General features: G+C 43.7%; 15 protein-coding genes. 4 read left to right on the top strand and 11 right to left on the bottom strand.

Going from position 1 to position 17071, the window contains the following annotated elements; genetic code table 11:
• Positions 1-2: 2 nt before the first annotated feature.
• The 11 genes from CJF29_RS19930 to CJF29_RS19880 all read right to left on the bottom strand — a co-directional run bounded on the left by CJF29_RS19930 (position 3) and on the right by CJF29_RS19880 (position 9335).
• A complete protein-coding gene (locus tag CJF29_RS19930) occupies positions 3-284 on the bottom strand; it encodes a phosphopantetheine-binding protein (protein ID WP_099146015.1) in 282 nt (93 codons plus the stop codon).
• A complete protein-coding gene (locus tag CJF29_RS19925) occupies positions 277-2049 on the bottom strand; it encodes a beta-ketoacyl-[acyl-carrier-protein] synthase family protein (RefSeq protein ID WP_099146014.1) in 1773 nt (590 codons plus the stop codon). Before CJF29_RS19925 ends, CJF29_RS19930 begins: the two co-directional genes overlap by 8 nt.
• Positions 2034-2477: an acyl-CoA thioesterase gene (locus CJF29_RS19920; protein ID WP_004305454.1), complete on the bottom strand. Its 444-nt coding sequence runs from the start codon at positions 2475-2477 to the stop codon at positions 2034-2036. The genes CJF29_RS19925 and CJF29_RS19920 overlap by 16 nt, the downstream gene beginning before the upstream one ends.
• Positions 2474-2911: a hydroxymyristoyl-ACP dehydratase gene (locus CJF29_RS19915; RefSeq protein WP_099146041.1), complete on the bottom strand. Its 438-nt coding sequence runs from the start codon at positions 2909-2911 to the stop codon at positions 2474-2476. The genes CJF29_RS19920 and CJF29_RS19915 overlap by 4 nt, the downstream gene beginning before the upstream one ends.
• Positions 2908-3978 (bottom strand): class I SAM-dependent methyltransferase, encoded by a 1071-nt coding sequence (locus CJF29_RS19910; protein ID WP_099146013.1) that lies wholly within the window; start codon positions 3976-3978, stop codon positions 2908-2910. Before CJF29_RS19910 ends, CJF29_RS19915 begins: the two co-directional genes overlap by 4 nt.
• A gap of 25 nt (positions 3979-4003) precedes the next feature.
• Entirely contained in the window at positions 4004-4915 is a 912-nt protein-coding gene (locus CJF29_RS19905; RefSeq protein WP_099146012.1) for an acyltransferase, read from the bottom strand.
• A 2-nt stretch (positions 4916-4917) separates the two neighbouring features.
• Positions 4918-5169: an acyl carrier protein gene (locus CJF29_RS19900; protein ID WP_004305450.1), complete on the bottom strand. Its 252-nt coding sequence runs from the start codon at positions 5167-5169 to the stop codon at positions 4918-4920.
• Positions 5170-5190: 21 nt separating this feature from the next.
• The gene (locus CJF29_RS19895; protein ID WP_099146011.1) at positions 5191-6414 is read right to left on the bottom strand and encodes a beta-ketoacyl-[acyl-carrier-protein] synthase family protein; all 1224 of its coding nucleotides are present in this window, start codon (positions 6412-6414) and stop codon (positions 5191-5193) included.
• A 26-nt stretch (positions 6415-6440) separates the two neighbouring features.
• Positions 6441-7169, bottom strand: coding sequence for a 3-oxoacyl-ACP reductase FabG (gene fabG / locus CJF29_RS19890; RefSeq protein WP_004324738.1), 729 nt, complete (start codon positions 7167-7169; stop codon positions 6441-6443).
• A 1-nt stretch (position 7170) separates the two neighbouring features.
• Entirely contained in the window at positions 7171-8694 is a 1524-nt protein-coding gene (locus CJF29_RS19885; protein ID WP_004324740.1) for an HAL/PAL/TAL family ammonia-lyase, read from the bottom strand.
• Between the two features lie 209 nt (positions 8695-8903).
• On the bottom strand, positions 8904-9335 hold the full coding sequence (locus CJF29_RS19880; protein ID WP_004324741.1) for an acyl-CoA thioesterase: 432 nt from the start codon (positions 9333-9335) through the stop codon (positions 8904-8906).
• Positions 9336-9823: 488 nt separating this feature from the next.
• Between CJF29_RS19880 and CJF29_RS19875 the strand changes: the two genes are divergently transcribed.
• The 4 genes from CJF29_RS19875 to CJF29_RS19860 all read left to right on the top strand — a co-directional run bounded on the left by CJF29_RS19875 (position 9824) and on the right by CJF29_RS19860 (position 17061).
• The gene (locus CJF29_RS19875) at positions 9824-12850 is read left to right on the top strand and encodes a SusC/RagA family TonB-linked outer membrane protein (protein ID WP_255299314.1); all 3027 of its coding nucleotides are present in this window, start codon (positions 9824-9826) and stop codon (positions 12848-12850) included.
• Positions 12851-12875: 25 nt separating this feature from the next.
• Positions 12876-14501 carry a RagB/SusD family nutrient uptake outer membrane protein gene (locus CJF29_RS19870; RefSeq protein ID WP_099146008.1) on the top strand — a complete coding sequence of 542 codons (1626 nt, stop codon included), beginning with the start codon at positions 12876-12878 and terminating at the stop codon, positions 14499-14501.
• Positions 14502-14703: 202 nt separating this feature from the next.
• Positions 14704-15267 carry an L-threonylcarbamoyladenylate synthase gene (locus CJF29_RS19865; RefSeq protein ID WP_099146040.1) on the top strand — a complete coding sequence of 188 codons (564 nt, stop codon included), beginning with the start codon at positions 14704-14706 and terminating at the stop codon, positions 15265-15267.
• On the top strand, positions 15268-17061 hold the full coding sequence (locus CJF29_RS19860) for a chloride channel protein (protein WP_004297305.1): 1794 nt from the start codon (positions 15268-15270) through the stop codon (positions 17059-17061).
• Positions 17062-17071 lie beyond the last annotated feature (10 nt).

The raw sequence follows: 17071 nt of genomic DNA, 5'->3' as shown, positions 1-17071 counted from the left end.
GGTTAAGCTTTGCGATTAGCAATGATGTAGTCTGTCAGTGTACGTACCGAGTAGAAGATTTGTTTTCCTTCACTGGGATTCTCTATCTTTATACCGTATTCGCGTTCCAGAATCAGGATGATTTCGAGTGCGTCAATGGAGTCAAGGCCAAGACCTTCGTCGCCAAACAGAGGGGCTTCATTGTCAATATCTTCCGGAGTGATTTCTTCAAGGTTCAACTCTTCGATTAGTTTCCCTTTCACTTCGTCCATCAGTTCTCTTTTGGTTTGATCTAAATTATCCATAAATCGTTGATATATTATTAAGTTGTTTAAATTCTGCTTGATAATGTCCGTCCAGTAGTTCGCACCAGCCTATGATACAGGTGCGTAACTTACCTTTCGCCATCACAATCCTTGCATAATCTTCTAATGAGGCAGCATCGGATTGTCGACGGACAAAGAATGTATTCTCTCCCTGAATCTTGTGCCGGATACAGATTTCTCCCAATACTACATTGGGGAGAGTGTAGACAAACACGGCAGGACTGGCTGCTTTGTCTCCTTCTTTACTGATGATTGCCTGATGTTTGCAGTCCGTATCCAGAGAGGAAGAAGCATTGGCAAGAATGATTCCAATCTCTTCCGGACGGTAGTGTGTATCTTTCAGTAAATATTCGGCAGCTACATATCCCAGCTTACAGAGGTTGTCCATCTTATAGAACTTCATATTGTTTTCTCCCAGATGCTTGTATGCTTCCCGGATGAATGGTGCAAAGTCTGTTTCCGAAGAGCTGAATACAGTTGTTCCTTTACTTTCTACTGCTCCCGGTCTGATTGTGACCATGTTGCCCGATTCTACCACTGCTCTGCAAACTGACGGAGCACTCGCTTTGTCGGTTGCCTGCAAGTTTGCTTTCTGTTTCAGGTGAGCATCGGGGAGGGATAATACCAGTGCGGCATTACAGCCTCCGAAACCGGAAGCAGTTTTGATGCAGCATTTCATCGGCATCGGCTGATGAGTGGCATAGACAGTGATAGGCATGGGAACACCGAGTGTTTCATATCCTAAAGTTCCGTAGTATCTTCCTTCTTTTAGTTGCTCTATGCAAAGTATGGTTTCGATAATGCCCGAAGCTCCTAATGTATGCCCGAAATAGGGCTTAAGGCTATTCACCGGAACTGTAGCTAATTCGGCCAGATGTATGGCTTTGGATTCCATTTCGTCATTGTAAACTGTAGCTGTTCCGTGTGCATTGATAAAGCTAATGTCTTCGGGGAGTACTCCGGCTTCTTCCATTGCCTGATTAATAGCTAGAGCTAAACCATCCCCTGTTCGGGAAGGACCGGATATATGGTTGGCGTCATTACTGATTGCTCCTCCGGAGAGAATAATATGATTCGCATTTTCTTGAGTTTTTAAAAGAACAGCTCCACAGGCTTCGCCCAGACTTAATCCATCTCGTTGTATATCGTATGGTCGGCAGGGGTGTGCGCTGACAGATCGGAACGATAGAAAGCCGCTGGTAATGAAATGAGAAAGAATATCCCCACCTGCCACAATCACTCGTTTGTAACGTCCTGATTCTATCCATCTCTTAGCGACGATTAGTGCCGAGACTCCTGATATGCAGGCATTGGAGATGACCTCTACTTGATTTGTCGCTCCAAAGAAATCTCCGATTCGTTCCGCCATTTTCCAAAGAAAAACCGGACTGTCAGCAGGTAATTCACTCAATAAATCAACATTTCCTTTAGTGGTAGATAATAACAAGGCGCAATCCGGCTCTCGCAAGTCGGCTCCCGATTGAGAAATAACCTCTTGGATAGCCAGTATGAATAATTGCTCCATCCGGGTATAATCCGTAATCTGCATCAGCTTCGCCCGTTTTTCCAATTCCACAGAATCAATCATTCCCGCCAATAGGGGATGATCGGAAATTAGGCCGGCTTCTTGCATACGGATTCCGCTTCGGTAGTTATGGATGGCCTCCAGATTTTCCGGGATGCCGAAACCTAACGAACTAATCAGCGTATGGGCTGTGATGTATATATTTAAAGGATATTCCATTTCTTTTTCCATTCCAGATAAAACGGAGGGTTCATAAGCTCCAATTCTTTATTCAGGTTCAGGAACACTTGTATGGTGCTTCCGGTAGCTACTATACTCTGGTCGGTAGCCCGGTAGATAACGTATTCAAATTTTATCTTGGCTGCCTCACAGGCAATATAGCGCGTCTCGACAATCGCTTCTTCACCAAAAGATAGTGATTGTTTGAACTGACAGGTTAAATCCACGATGGGAACCATGTATCCCTCCCGGTAAATACTCATATAATCCAAACCATACTGTTTGCCAAAAGCTTCTCTTCCATCTTCAAAGTAGCGCACATACTCGCCATGCCATACAATCTGCATGGAGTCTATTTCGCTGAACCGCACTCTGAAGGTAGTCCGGTTAGTCAAAGCTGCAACCTGTTGATTCGTTTTCCGTTTCATTCTTTTTTTATAAATATTTTCATCCTGCATTCAGCTATCAGCTTGTCTTCCACTTTCACTTGTGCAGAAATCAATGTAATGTCGAATACCTCCTGTACAACGGTAATCTCCGTAAATAGTTTCATCCCGATCTTTGGCAAATCGTAGATTTTAAGTTTGTCTACCGAGCCGATAAACCCTAACGGTACTTTTTCACCCTGCCGGGTATAAAGAAATCCGATACGTGCTGCTGCCGATTGAGCGATGTGTTCAATAATTCCCGCCTCTTGCAGTTTTCCGGTTTCGCAGAAAATATTATCAGCAGTAACAGTCAGTCCGGAATAGGAATGATTCTCTTCGATACCAAAGAAACTCTCCACCATCACGATGGGCGGACGCTGTGGAATCAAATTGAGTATTCCTTCTCCTTGTATGATAACTTCCCTGTTGTTCATTTCAATCTGCATTGTACAATGCTGTGTCCCATTCCTAAATGGTCATCTATCTTTTCGACTTCCAATCCCGCTGCTTTGATGCACCGTTCCATATCATCCGAATGATACATTTTGCTGTTACCATTTGCCATGGCTGTGAAATAAAGACTGATTTGTGTCAGGCAATAAGCGGCTGTGTCAAACTTTTGCCGGTTCCAGAAAGTTTCCATGATATAGAGGCGGCTCTCCCGGCTCATAGAGCGGGCTGCACGGGTCAGTATGCTGGTTACTTCTTCTTCCGAGAAACAGTCAAGGAACTGGCTCATCCAGATAGCATCGAACCCTGTCGGGAAAGGAACTTCGGGATCGAGCAGATTGGCGCCATACCCGTGGATACGCATTGCTCCGGGCAGTTCTTTAGTTTGTTGACGCATCATCTCCAATTGTTGCGGAAGATCCATTATAGTTACTTCCACCGCGTCGTCATAGCTTACGCACTTGGTTGCCCATCGACCGGTATTACCTCCCACATCCAGTAAAGTCTTGGGATGACGGGCGAAAACAATCGCCAAAGCTTCGTCAAACGAGCAATCCGAGTAATAATGATCGAAACCGAACCAGCTCTTTTGTACCTGTGAGGGCAGACTTGACAGCCCTTCATAGATGGTACTCCATTCGCCGAATACTTTCAGCCCTTCGGGACGTCCGTTGGTGAGAGCCTCTTCAAGATGGAACATTCCCAGATAGTTGACATCGTGGTTGAAATCCATATTGACACGTACCATCTTGTCGTTGAGCAGGAACCATCCGGCTTTGGCAAGGCGGTAACGGTTTTCGTGCTGCAATACGGTACCGATGGTTAATGAGGCTTCCAACAAAACTTGTGTCGCATAAGAAGACAACCCACAAGCCTTGCTGATTTCTTCTTGTGTCATGCCAGCGCGTTCGTCGGCCAGTAACTGAAAAATACCGAATTTGAGCATAAGGCGTGATACCTGAAACACGACGGGCCCGAAAGCTATTTCTTGTGCCAGGCGTTGTGCCTCTACCGCGGTCAACGGTTCCTTATCATATTGATTCTGTTGCATCTTTATTTTGTTATATCTTTCTATTTCAATCCTTTGAGAGCGAACCGTCACTTGTGGTTTCCCAGAATGAGTAATAGTTAAACCATTGTTCCGGATAGCGTTTCAGTATCTGGTCCAAAGCGGCCGTATATTGTTCGAGCAGAGCTGTCTCTGCTTTTTTTTCTTTGGTTCGTATGACTGGTTCCGTCCTTATAAAATGAAAACGGTAGGTTCTGCCCGGCTCTCTCATGGCAAAGTAGAATACTACTGGAACTTTCATTCGCGAACCAAGCAGGAAAGGACCGGCAGGGAAAGGAGCTTTCTGTCCCAGGAGTGTTCCTGTCAGCAGTTTCTCTTTATTCAGATAACGGTCGCCCTGGAAGCATACATATTCTTTCTTGTTTAACGCCTCGGTAATACGGAAAACGTGTGTCAGGTTATCTTCGTTGACGGGGATAATCTTAAAATCCTTGTCCTGACCATTTTTCTCCAATATCTCTTTGATTCTACGATGTTCGGCATCATACATCACGATATTGATTTTCTTTCCGTAATCGTCGAAGAAAGGAACGCCTATTTCCCAGTTTCCCACATGGGCGCCAATCATAATCACTCCCTGTTCGCTGTTCAGCAATTGCAGGAACTCCGGATACCGTTCGAACTCGAACCGGTATTGATCGACTTTTCCGTTGCCAATGGCTACTTTGTCAATCAGGATTTGCCCTAACCGGTAATAGTTGCGTAGCAACATACCCAAAGAGCGTACTCGGTTGTATTTCAGAATGTGGCGGGCATAAAACCAGGTGCTTTTGGTGGCTTTCGGAGCAAACGGTATGAAGTACAATACTACCAGACTTAGAAATATATAAGCGGCAGTAATGCCTAGATACTTAATCAGGTAAATAAAGAATAAGTATCCGAATGTTCCTCCCCGGGTTTTGCCTTTCCACGTCGACATATTTACTTGGCTTCCTGCATACGGGTGATAACGAGATCGTAGAAGTCCTGGAAGGTTTTGATACCCGCAAAATCTTGTCCGGTTACGTTGAAACCGAAGTTCTTTTCTACCAGTACCACCATATCGACCAAGTCCAGGCTGTCCAGTTCAAGAGTTTCCATTAACGGCGCATCCGGCTGGATAACGTCGATGTCTACTTCAAACTCTTCTGCCAGAGTGGTTCTTATTTTCTCGATGATTTCTTCGTTTGTCATATATCTGTTTTCTTTAGTAAATTATGGATTGATTTTGCGTATGATTAGCGTGGAATTGGTTCCTCCGAATCCGAATGAGTTGGAAAGGAACGTTTTAAATTCCAGGTTTACCCGTTGGGTAGGTATATTTAATTGTGCAGAGGCCTCGTCCGGTTCCTCGAAATTGAGGTTGGGAGCGATGAAACCGTTGTTCATCATGAGGGTGGAATAAATCACTTCACTGGCACCGGCCATCCACATTTCATGTCCTGTCATAGACTTTGTGGAAGTCACATACGGGTGATGCCCTTCAAATATTTCTGCAATGGCTTTCGCCTCGTTCAAGTCACCTACCGGAGTTGAGGTGGCGTGTGCATTGATATAACTGATCTGTTCGAGTGCAATCCCTGCATCTTTGATAGCCATTTGAAGAGAACGTTTCGGGCCGTCCACATTAGGCACGGAGATGTGATCTCCATTGGATGAAAAACCGTAACCGATGACTTCGGCCAGAATGGGAGCTCCCCTTTTTACAGCCGATTCATAACTCTCTAATACCAGACTGGCGGCTCCTCCACTTGGAATCAGTCCGTCACGTCGTTTATCAAAAGGTTTCGAGGCTTTCTCGGGGACTGCTTCCTGGGTGGAAAATGCGCTTAGTCCGTCGAAACTTCCTACTGCATAAGGATTGACTTCTTGTGCGCCACCGCAAAGAATACAATCCTGCAATCCCGATTTTATAAGCAGGTAACCCATGCCAATAGCGTGAGAACCGCTTGCACAGGCTCCGGCAATGGTGAAGTTGACCCCTCTTAGTTTGAAAATAACCGACAGGTTCATTGTCACAGTGGAATTCATCGACTGGAAAATAGAACCGGAACCCACCAGTGCTGTGTTTTTCTTTTCACGAATGATGTCCACTGCATTAATAACAGGAGCGGCACTACTATCATTGCCATACAAGATACCCACTTCATTGGCTTCGAGAAAATCCTCATTAATACCGGCATTACGGAAAGCTTCTAATGTAGCGAGATAAGCATATTCTCCCTGCTCCGGTAGACAGAGACGTTTACGGCGGTCCAACAACTTCTTCAAGTCGGGACGTTCCAATATCCCCGTTAATGCAGAAAAATAGCCCAATTCTTTCCGTACCGGGTCTATGCCAATTCCCGATTTCCCATGATATAGTGAGTCTTTTACTTCATCCAGATTCTTGCCGATGCAAGAGTAAATCCCCATTCCCGTGATAACAACTCTTTTCATTATTTTGTCTATTCTATGCTTTTATTTTAAGTATATAGTCCTCCGTTGATGGAAATCACTTCTCCTGTGATGTAGGATGAAGCTGGGGATGCCAGGAAACCGACCAGGTCGGCAACCTCTTCCGGAGTGCCGAAACGTCCCGCGGGAATATGTTTCTTCCATTCGTTCTCATCAATTCCTTCCGTCATATCCGTACGGATGAATCCCGGAGCTACTGCATTGACTGTTACTTTCTTCTTGGCAACTTCCTGTGCCAGTGCTTTGGTAGCGGCTATTACGCCACCTTTGGCTGCGGAGTAATTGGTTTGGCCGGGCATTCCCTGAATGCCCGACAATGACACGATATTTACGATACGTCCATAACGTTTGACCAGCATATTCTTCAATAAAGGCTGTGTCACGTTGAAGAATCCGTTCAGGCTGATATCGAGCACTTTGCTCCATTCTTCTCCTGTCATCCAGAGCATCAGGTTGTCTTTGCGGATACCTGCATTGTTTATCAGTACCTCGATATATTCGTCAGGGTGTTGGGAAGCCCAGTTGCCCAAAGCAAGGGTGATAGCGGCAGGGTCGGTCACATCGAACTTCATCAACTCGCCATTACTTCCTTTTTCCTGTACTAACTGCAACGTTTTCTCCGCTTCTGCGTCATTATTCTGATAATTTATCAGTATAAAGTAGCCCATTTCCGCCAGTTTACAACTGACAGCACGGCCGATACCTCGGCTTCCTCCGGTTACTAATGCATATTTCATTTTATTTATCTTCTTTTTTGAGATAGTCTATCATCATTTCTATCTCTTTATATTTAGGTGTGTCATTGGTAAATACAGGGAAGAAACTGCGTATTTCTTCATAAACCTGCCTGCTTTTGGAACTTAGGCGATCCTGTATTTTCAGGTAGTCGATAGCTTGTGCCATTCCCATGAACTGGATAGCCATCACCTGATAAGAATTCTCAATGACTGTTTTTGCTAATAGAGCCGAGTTGGTTCCCATGCTGACAATATCCTGATTATCATTGTTGTTGGGGATACTGTGTACATACATCGGATTTGATAATGTCTGACACTCCGCTGTGGTGGAGGTTGCAGTGAATTGCGAAGCCTGTAAACCATAGTTCAATCCAAGCACTCCCAAATTTACAAACGGAGGCAGGATGCCATTGATACGGTCGTGGAACAGATAGTTAATCTGTCTTTCGCAAAGCATAGTCAGCTTGGTCACGGCAATTTTCAACTTGTCCATTTCGAAAGAAATGTAATCTCCGTGGAAGTTGCCGCCATGATAAATATTTTGTGTATCCGGATCGACAATCGGATTGTCACAGGCGGAATTTATTTCGTTTATTAATACTTCTTCCGCATTCTCCAGTTCATCGTAAATAGGACCGAGTATTTGCGGAACACATCGCAAGGAATAATAGGGCTGTACTTTGTGTTCGAAGATTTTCTCTTTATGCACCTGGTTGTATAGCTCGTTCTCTCTTTGAAGTACGCATTTACTGCCTGCCACCCATTCTCTCATCATAGCAGCTATCTCTTGTTGACCTTTATGATGCTTGGCCTCGTTTAATGCCTGTGCCATAAAATCATCATAAGAGGCGGCAATCTCATTCATCATTACAGAGGCAGCCACCGACCAACGGAGTAGTTTTTTTGCATAAATCAGATTGACAATACCGATGCCTGTCATTACAGAAGTACCGTTTGTAACGGATAAACCTTCACGAATACGCATGGAAAAAGGTTTCAGGCCGTTTTCCTGAAGTACCGTAGCTGCGTTACACAATTTACCCTGATAAAAAACTTCCCCTTCCCCTATTAACGTCAGGGCGATATGGGCCAGTTGTACGAGATCGCCGCTGGCACCTACACTTCCGTGTTCGGGTATGAACGGATAAATTCCGCGGTTGATAAATTCACAGAGGAGAGAAACCAGTTCCAGATGTACTCCTGACTTCCCTTGTAGAAAAGTGTACAAACGGGCAATCATAGCTGCTTTTACATAAAGTTCGGGAAGCGGTTTGCCGGCACCGGTGGAATGGCTTCGGATGATATTATACTGAAGGTCGATCAATGACTGATCTTCTATTCTGTATTGTGCCATTGGGCCGAACCCCGTATTGATACCATAAATAATCTTATCGCTGGAAAAGGATTGCAGAAAATCGAAGCTTTCCTCTACTTTTCGAATACATTCTTCAGAGAGTTCCAGCTTCTCATTATCAAACAATACTTTATGAAGGGTATCTAAATTTATACTTTTGTCAGCTATCATTTTCTGTACTAGATATTTTATGCCTTAATAATAAGGTGCAAAAATAGGCAATTTCTGTTATATAGCGGACATGAATCAGGATAAAACTTTTTCTGGGGAATTGGTTTTGCTTGTTTTGTTTCTCATTCGTGGGAGATTTGTTCCCCGGTACCGCTCGATGCCTTCATTGGTGCCGGAGGGTGTCTTCATCGGTGGGGAGAAAAATCAATCTATGCTTTTTGCAAATCCCGTCCTTCATACTTGCAGATCGCTTCTATCCATTCCTTGGTCAGTGGCATGGACTCATGTCTTTCAAGATCGAAGGTAACCATGATGGACTTGCAAACACATTTCACCTCATTGGTTTTCGTGTCAATGACTTGTTGAACCAGATGAAAGCTTTTGGTACCTATCTTAGAGACGGCGGTTTGTACAGCGATGTGGTCCGATGCGAAAATTTGCTTAACGAAATTCGCTTCAATATGAACAACGACAATGCCAATCTTTTCCCAATCTACTCCCGGGCATACTGAACCGAAGTATTCAGTCTTTCCCAAGTCGTAAAAGGAGAAGTAAACCGTGTTGTTGACGTGACCAAATTTGTCTACATCATTGAATCGCAATTGGATAGGTAATGTGTGATGAAATACGATTTCTTCCATTGTTTTCTCTTAAACGTTTTAAATTCGACACAAAAATAGCACTTTTGCTTTCTTGCTTGAAATTGGGACAAAGATAGATATTTCTGCTGATTCTGTTCTCGGAGACGGGGGAGAAATTAGTTAATAATCGTTTAAACTGGAGTTTTGGAACGTTTATTCTGACTTCTGATATGTGGAAACAATCAGAAGGATGGAAAGAAACTTTTAAATACGGATTATTCTTAACTTATTATCTTGTGGAATATGTCCACCTTTCTGTGGAATTTTTGCACAGGATCGTGCTTGAAACTTAATCTGGCTATTAATGCTTTTTTCTTTATTTCAAATTGTTTATGTATTTGAAAATGAGTGATATAATCTTTTTTGTTAAACTTGGAAAGTCTCGTTGTATCAGTCTTTTGTTATGCTTTTGGCACATAAATTGCCTAATATTGATGGTAATCTATCCTAATAACTATTCTAATTTTAGAACAATAATGGAAGTAATAATGAAAAACAAATGGCTATTATGCATTCTTTTAATGCTGTTTCTGCCTTTCGGATTATTCGCGCAGGTTGCTCCTCCTCTTGAAAAACAGAAGACAGAAACACAGGAAGCCCCGGAAAATAACAATGAAGTTACGACAAACAGCGATACTACTACCGACGGGGATGCTGGAAAGACAATCAAAGGAGTGATTAACGACGAACAGGGAGAGACAATCATTGGTGCTTCCGTCATTATCAAAGGTGAAGATACCGGAACTACCAGTGATATGGATGGTAGGTTTACTCTCGAAGCTCCGGAAGGAGCGATTTTAGTGATCTCTTACATCGGTTATCATACGCAGGAAGTGAAAGTCAGAAAGAGATCTCTTCTTCGTGTTGTGTTGAAAGAAGACAATCAGTTATTAGATGAAGTGGTAGTGGTAGGATACGGAACCGTCAAAAAGAGTGACCTTACGGGTGCTGTGTCCGGTGTATCCAACAGACAATACAAAAATCAACCTGTACAACGGGTTGAAAATATACTCCAGGGTCGTACTCCCGGTGTAGAAGTCACTGCTACGAGTGGTATGCCCGGAGCAAGTATGAAGGTGCGCGTTCGTGGAACTACCTCTATTAATAAAAGCAGTGATCCTTTATATGTGATTGACGGTATCATCTCTTCCAGTGGCTTGGACGGTATTAACCCTTCTGATATCCAGTCGATGGAAATACTGAAAGACGCTTCCTCCACTGCCATTTACGGTTCCCGTGGTTCGAATGGCGTTATCCTGATAACCACCAAACAGGGTAGTGAGGGAAAAGCACAGGTAACGTTCGATGCATCGGTAGGGCTTTCGACTGTCAGAAAACAGTATGACCTGCTGAACGCTTACGAATATGCAACTGCACTGAATGACATTCGCGGATCGTCTACTATCTCTGCCGAAGATCTTGAGGCTTATAAAAATGGAACGAAAGGAATTAACTGGACTGATCTTCTGACTCGTACAGGTATCACCCAGGATTATCGGCTCGCCATATCCGGAGGAAATGAAAAAGTGAAATACCTTATTTCGGGAAATGTGCTCGATCAGGAAGCCATCACCATCATGTCCGATTATAAACGCTATGGAATTCGGGCAAACATCGACTCGGAAGTGAAACCCTGGTTGACAATCTCTGCAAAATTAAACGCATCCAGTCTTCACAAACACAATGAAGGTGGGGCGAACTGGTTGCATGTCACTAACTTTTCGCCTACCATGGAGCTGAAAGATCCCGAAACCGGCGTGTACAATACAGACCCGTATAATATGATCGGTTCCAGCCCTTACGGTGAAATGATAGTGAACAATAGCGATAGCTATAGCTATAATTTAAACGCTAATCTGACATTGCTGTTCAAGATCATGAAAGGACTGACGCTTTCCGTTCAGGGAGGTTATGACTACGATAATAGTCCTTCTTATTCTTTCCGGTCGAAACTGGATTCACCGGGTGCTATCAATAGCGCAAGCAATACCAACGCATTGCATAACTATTGGCAGAATACTAACAATCTGACCTGGCAAAAGCAATTCGGAGATCATAGCTTCACTGCCATGGGCGTATGGGAAATAAGTCGTTCGTGGGACTCACAACTAAAGGGAACCGGTTCCAATCTGAACAATGAAAGTGTTGGGTACTGGAATCTTGGTAATGCTGCTATCAGAGATGCGAGCAATTCATACACGGAATTTTCTTTGGCTTCCGGTATCGTGCGTGCTAATTACGATTATAAGAAACGATATTTTATTACCGCTGCATTAAGAGCTGACGGTTCTTCTAAATTTCAGGGAGACAACAAATGGGGATATTTCCCTTCCGCAGCTGTGGCTTGGGATATTGCACAAGAATCTTTCATGAGCAACCAGCACGTGCTCGATCAGTTGAAACTGCGTGCCAGCTTTGGTGTCACCGGAAATCAGGATATTGCTGCTTACAGTACATTGGGTATGTTGTCGGGGGCATCTTACGGCTGGGGAACTTCCACTTCCTCTACGGGATATTGGGGATATCAGTTTGCTACACCCGGCATTACCTGGGAAAAGACTTACCAATATGATTTGGGATTGGATATGAGTATCGGAGGCTTTAATATTACAGTGGACTGGTTCAAGAAACAAACGAAAGACCTGCTCTTTCAGAAACAGGTGCCTAAATATAACGGAGGTGGTACTTATTGGGTGAATCAAGGAAAACTGAACAATACCGGAGTCGAATTATCCCTTACCACTTTCCCTGTAAAGGGGGCTGTGACGTGGGAAACCAGCCTGAATGCTTCTTATGTGAAGAATGAAGTAGCAGACCTCGCAGGAGATGACTTTGTACTCACTGCTAACTATAGCGATTTGGGAGGTCCTATGCAGATTATGAAGCCCGGTTATCCTATGGGATCTTTCTATGTCTATCAATGGAAAGGATTCGATGATAAAGGCGCCAATCTTTATCAGAAAGCAGATGGTAGTCTGACAACGAATCCGACTTCCGATGATCTGGTTGTGAAAGGACAGGCAAGTCCCAAATGGACAGTAGGTTGGAACAACACTGTTACTTGGAAAAACTGGACGCTGAATGTGTTTTTCAATGCTGCCACCGGATATGACCGGTTGAATATCAGCCGTTTTATGGCGGCATCCATGACTGGTGTCTCTCGTTTCGTAACCTTGCGTGATGCCTACTTCAAAGGATGGGATCATGTTGCCAACAAAGCGGACGCTCTTTATCCGAGCCTTACCAATACCGACAACAAGAGTTATGCTAATTCGGATTTCTGGCTTGAAGATGCTTCTTTTATCAAGTTGAAGAATATCAGCCTTTCGTACCGCATTCCTCGCCGTGTACTGAAGTTTGCAAGTGTACAACTGTCCGTCAGCGCACAGGATCTCTTTACAATCACCCGCTACAAAGGAATGGATCCTGAAGTGTACACTAGTTACGACGGACTGGATTACGGTGCTTATCCGATTCCTCGGACAATCACCTTTGGAGCCAAATTCAGATTTTAAAACCGTGTATTAAGACAATAACCGTATGAAAACAGCATATACCTTTATAATGAAAGCCTTGCCTGTGCTTCTGGCAGCTTTGTGTTGGACTTCGTGTAGTGATTTTCTGGAAGAAGATCCGAAAGGACAGTTACCTTCGGATACCTATTTCAGTAATAAAGAAGACCTGGACGCTTCGCTGACGGCTCTCTATTCCGTGATCGCAAGTTCACAGGCTAGTAATAATCTTTGTGGAACGAACTTCCTGGTGGGAGATGATATCTCCACTCATCCTTCCAGTAATAAACAACCTCTTCGTGAACACGATCAGTTTGATGTGAAAGACAATAACTCGTGGTTGTCCAGTATGTGGGAGCAGCGTTTCAAAGTTATCAAGGCTGCCAATTTTATCATAAATAATGCGGAGCGTACGCCGGAGGTATCAAAAGACGATATAAAAGTGGCTATTGCACAAGCACATTATTGGAGGGCCTACTCTTATTTTTATCTGGTGACTACTTGGGGACGGGTTCCCATCATGCTGAAAGAAGAAATAGATTATAATGCTCCGTTGAAGACGGAAGAAGAAGTGTACGAATTGATTCTGTCTGACCTGAAAATAGCAGAAACCGATTGCCCCGCACTGTACACGAAGGAACCGTATGGCAGAAATGGAATGAACATTGCTGTAAGTGAGGGAGCCGTAAAAGCAACGATGGCTTATGTTTATATGTGTATGGCAGGATGGCCGCTTAATAAAGGAGTAGAATATTACAAGCTGGCTGCCGCCAAAGCCAAAGAAGTGATAGACGGTGCAGATGGTGGTAGCTACTATTATAAACTGCTGCCGGAATATAGCCAGGTATATTCATGGGAATACAATAATAAGAATACGGAACTTCTGTTGGGTATCTATTATAATAGGGATGCAGCAGGACAATCCGCTCCCTTGACTGATTTCCTGCAAGATATGAAACAGGCCGGTTGGGGAGATACGAATGGAGAAATTAATTTCTGGATGAACTTCCCCGAAGGCCCTCGTAAAGATGCTACGTATTTCCCGAAAATCATGTTTAGCGACGGGAAACTATATGATTGGTGGTATGATACCGATCCTGCTTCCCGCGAGGTAGTGGCACCTGTCTTTATGAAGACCGTGGAAGGTGCTGTACGCGGAACTGAATTTGATTATACAAATCCTGCCGTAGTCAATGCATCGGGGGAGAAAACATTCCAGTTATTACGTCTTTCGCAAGTATATTGCTGGTATGCCGAAGCAACAGGCCGTGCGGGAGAAATCAATGAACAGGCGGTTAAAGTGTTGAACGAAGTGCGCAATAGGGCAGACCGTGAAAAAACAAATAGATATACGACGGATATGTCTCCTGATGAACTGGCGGAAGCAGCCTACAATGAACATGGTTGGGAAATGGCCGGTTATTATTGGGGTGGTATTGCGAGCAGAGCCAGGGATATGTTCAGAATGTACCGGTATAAGGATCATTTTGAATTCCGTAAGAAAAATGAGCCTATTGAAGTGGCGCCCGGAGTTTTCAGGAAAGAAGCAGTAGCAGTCACCGGAACTTGGGATGACAGTAAGATGTATGTTCCTTATCCCTATGAAGATGTGATTTTGAACCCGAATCTGGACAATAGTTGGAAGAACAGATAGCGTTAGGGGTTGATTTTTTGAATGATCTGTTTTTTATAGAACGATGTAGGTTATCTCTTAATTTACATCGTTCTTTCTTTTTTGTATGGTTTGTTGTGTCAATCTATATTTTTGAGGGACTTAAAAACGTCGGGATAGATTTCACTAAATGGAATAAAAGTGTTATTTTTGCGTCTTGTTCTTAACGGAAATTAATCAAGAAATGATAGAAGATATTAAAAAAGCCTGTCAGGTGATGAATGAAGGAGGAGTGATCCTTTATCCCACCGATACCGTATGGGGTATAGGCTGTGATGCGACTAATGAAGAGGCTGTACGCCGCGTGTATGAGATTAAGAAACGCGCTGACAGCAAGGCTATGCTGGTCTTGGTAGACTCTCCGGTTAAAGTAGATTTTTATGTACAGGATGTGCCAGATGTTGCATGGGATTTGATTGAAGTTGCCGACAAGCCGTTGACGATTATTTATTCCGGAGCACGTAACTTAGCATCGAATTTGCTGGCCGAGGATGGCAGTGTAGGAATTCGGGTGACGAATGAAGATTTTTCCAGACGACTCTGTCAGCAGTTCCGTAAAGCAATCGTTTCTACTTCGGCTAATGTCAGCGGGCAGCCGGGTGCGGCTAATTTTAGTGAAATCAGTGATGAAATCAAATCGGCGGTAGATTATATCGTTGGCTTTCGCCAGGACGATATGGGCCGGCCGAGACCCTCAAGTATTATTAAGTTGGAAAAAGGTGGAGTGATAAAGATAATTCGCGAATAAATGAAGGGAGAAAAACTTAGTTTATTACAGCGTTGCATCAAATGGCGGGAAGCGAATATAAAGGAGAAGCAATTTATCCTGATATTAAGTTTCCTGGTCGGAATTTTCACAGCGTTTGCTGCATTAATATTGAAATTCTTTATCCATCAGATACAGAATTTCCTAACTGATAATTTTAATGCAACGGAAGCTAACTACCTGTATTTGGTATATCCGGTAGTCGGGATTTTTCTTGCAGGTTGGTTTGTTCGTAATATTGTAAAGGATGACATCAGCCATGGAGTCACCAAAATTCTATATGCTATTTCCCGTAGACAGGGACGTATCAAGCGACATAATATCTGGTCTTCTACCATTGCCAGTGCCATCACCATCGGTTTTGGTGGGTCGGTCGGAGCAGAGGCGCCGATTGTACTGACAGGTTCGGCAATCGGTTCCAATTTAGGGAGTGTATTCAAGATGGAGCACCGCACGCTGATGTTGCTCGTCGGCTGTGGCGCGGCAGGTGCGATTGCTGGCATTTTTAAAGCTCCGATTGCGGGATTGGTATTTACATTGGAAGTCTTGATGATCGACCTGACCATGTCCTCTTTACTTCCCCTGTTGATTTCTGCCGTGACAGCGGCAACCGTTTCATATATAATCACCGGTACGGAGGCTATGTTTAAGTTTCATCTGGATCAGGCATTCGAACTGGAACGTATTCCTTTTGTTATCTTACTGGGAATTTTTTGCGGACTGATTTCATTGTACTTTACGCGTGCCATGAATTCGGTGGAAGGTGTCTTTGGTAAACTCAACAACCCTTATAAGAAACTGGCTTTCGGTGGTGTGATGTTGAGTATATTGATCTTTCTTTTCCCGCCTCTTTATGGTGAAGGATATGATACCATTAATCTTTTGCTGAATGGAACCTCTGCGGCAGAGTGGGATACGGTCATGAACAATTCTATGTTTTATGGCTATGGCAATTTGCTGCTGGTTTATCTGATGCTGATTATTCTGCTGAAGGTCTTTGCTTCCAGTGCAACGAATGGTGGCGGTGGTTGTGGTGGTATCTTTGCACCTTCGCTTTATCTGGGATGTATCGCCGGATTTGTCTTTTCTCATTTTAGCAATGACTTTGCTTTCTCCGCTTATTTGCCGGAAAAGAATTTTGCATTGATGGGGATGGCGGGAGTGATGAGTGGCGTTATGCATGCTCCGTTGACAGGGGTGTTCCTGATCGCCGAATTGACAGGGGGATATGATTTATTCCTTCCGTTGATGATTGTATCCGTAAGTTCATATCTTACCATTATAGCTTTCGAACCTCATAGTATCTATTCGATGCGTTTAGCCAAGAAGGGACAGCTGCTTACACACCATAAGGATAAAGCCGTGTTGACGTTGATGAAAATGGAAAATGTAGTGGAGAAAGATTTCGTTGTCGTACATCCGGAAATGGATTTGGGCGAATTAGTGAAAGCAATAGCTGCTTCTCATCGAAATGTGTTCCCGGTGACAGATAAGAAAACGGGTGAATTGTTGGGAATTGTACTTCTCGACGACATTCGTAACATCATGTTCCGGCAAGAACTTTATCACCGTTTCACTGTTAATAAATTAATGACATCTGCCCCTGCCAAGATATTCGATACGGATGGAATGGAACAGGTGATGCAGACGTTTGATGATACGAAAGCCTGGAATCTTCCGGTAGTGGATGAAGAAGGGCGATATCAGGGATTTGTTTCTAAATCGAAGATATTTAATTCATACCGGCAAGTATTGGTACATTTCTCTGAAGACTAACTGACAATCG

The organism is Bacteroides celer (genome assembly GCF_002632415.2).
GTDB lineage: Bacteria > Bacteroidota > Bacteroidia > Bacteroidales > Bacteroidaceae > Bacteroides.
This window is presented reverse-complemented; position numbering and strand designations above follow the sequence as displayed.

What these genes read in the sequence shown, in the direction of transcription:
- CJF29_RS19860 (WP_004297305.1), top strand. Translation starts at nt 15,268, where the DNA reads ATGAAGGGAGAAAAACTTAGTTTATTACAGCGTTGCATCAAATGGCGG.
- CJF29_RS19885 (WP_004324740.1), bottom strand. Translation starts at nt 8,694, where the DNA reads ATGATAGCTGACAAAAGTATAAATTTAGATACCCTTCATAAAGTATTG.
- CJF29_RS19925 (WP_099146014.1), bottom strand. Translation starts at nt 2,049, where the DNA reads ATGGAATATCCTTTAAATATATACATCACAGCCCATACGCTGATTAGT.
- CJF29_RS19910 (WP_099146013.1), bottom strand. Translation starts at nt 3,978, where the DNA reads ATGCAACAGAATCAATATGATAAGGAACCGTTGACCGCGGTAGAGGCA.
- CJF29_RS19920 (WP_004305454.1), bottom strand. Translation starts at nt 2,477, where the DNA reads ATGAAACGGAAAACGAATCAACAGGTTGCAGCTTTGACTAACCGGACT.
- CJF29_RS19930 (WP_099146015.1), bottom strand. Translation starts at nt 284, where the DNA reads ATGGATAATTTAGATCAAACCAAAAGAGAACTGATGGACGAAGTGAAA.
- CJF29_RS19865 (WP_099146040.1), top strand. Translation starts at nt 14,704, where the DNA reads ATGATAGAAGATATTAAAAAAGCCTGTCAGGTGATGAATGAAGGAGGA.
- CJF29_RS19870 (WP_099146008.1), top strand. Translation starts at nt 12,876, where the DNA reads ATGAAAACAGCATATACCTTTATAATGAAAGCCTTGCCTGTGCTTCTG.
- CJF29_RS19895 (WP_099146011.1), bottom strand. Translation starts at nt 6,414, where the DNA reads ATGAAAAGAGTTGTTATCACGGGAATGGGGATTTACTCTTGCATCGGC.
- fabG (WP_004324738.1), bottom strand. Translation starts at nt 7,169, where the DNA reads ATGAAATATGCATTAGTAACCGGAGGAAGCCGAGGTATCGGCCGTGCT.
- CJF29_RS19905 (WP_099146012.1), bottom strand. Translation starts at nt 4,915, where the DNA reads ATGTCGACGTGGAAAGGCAAAACCCGGGGAGGAACATTCGGATACTTA.
- CJF29_RS19900 (WP_004305450.1), bottom strand. Translation starts at nt 5,169, where the DNA reads ATGACAAACGAAGAAATCATCGAGAAAATAAGAACCACTCTGGCAGAA.
- CJF29_RS19915 (WP_099146041.1), bottom strand. Translation starts at nt 2,911, where the DNA reads ATGAACAACAGGGAAGTTATCATACAAGGAGAAGGAATACTCAATTTG.
- CJF29_RS19875 (WP_255299314.1), top strand. Translation starts at nt 9,824, where the DNA reads ATGAAAAACAAATGGCTATTATGCATTCTTTTAATGCTGTTTCTGCCT.
- CJF29_RS19880 (WP_004324741.1), bottom strand. Translation starts at nt 9,335, where the DNA reads ATGGAAGAAATCGTATTTCATCACACATTACCTATCCAATTGCGATTC.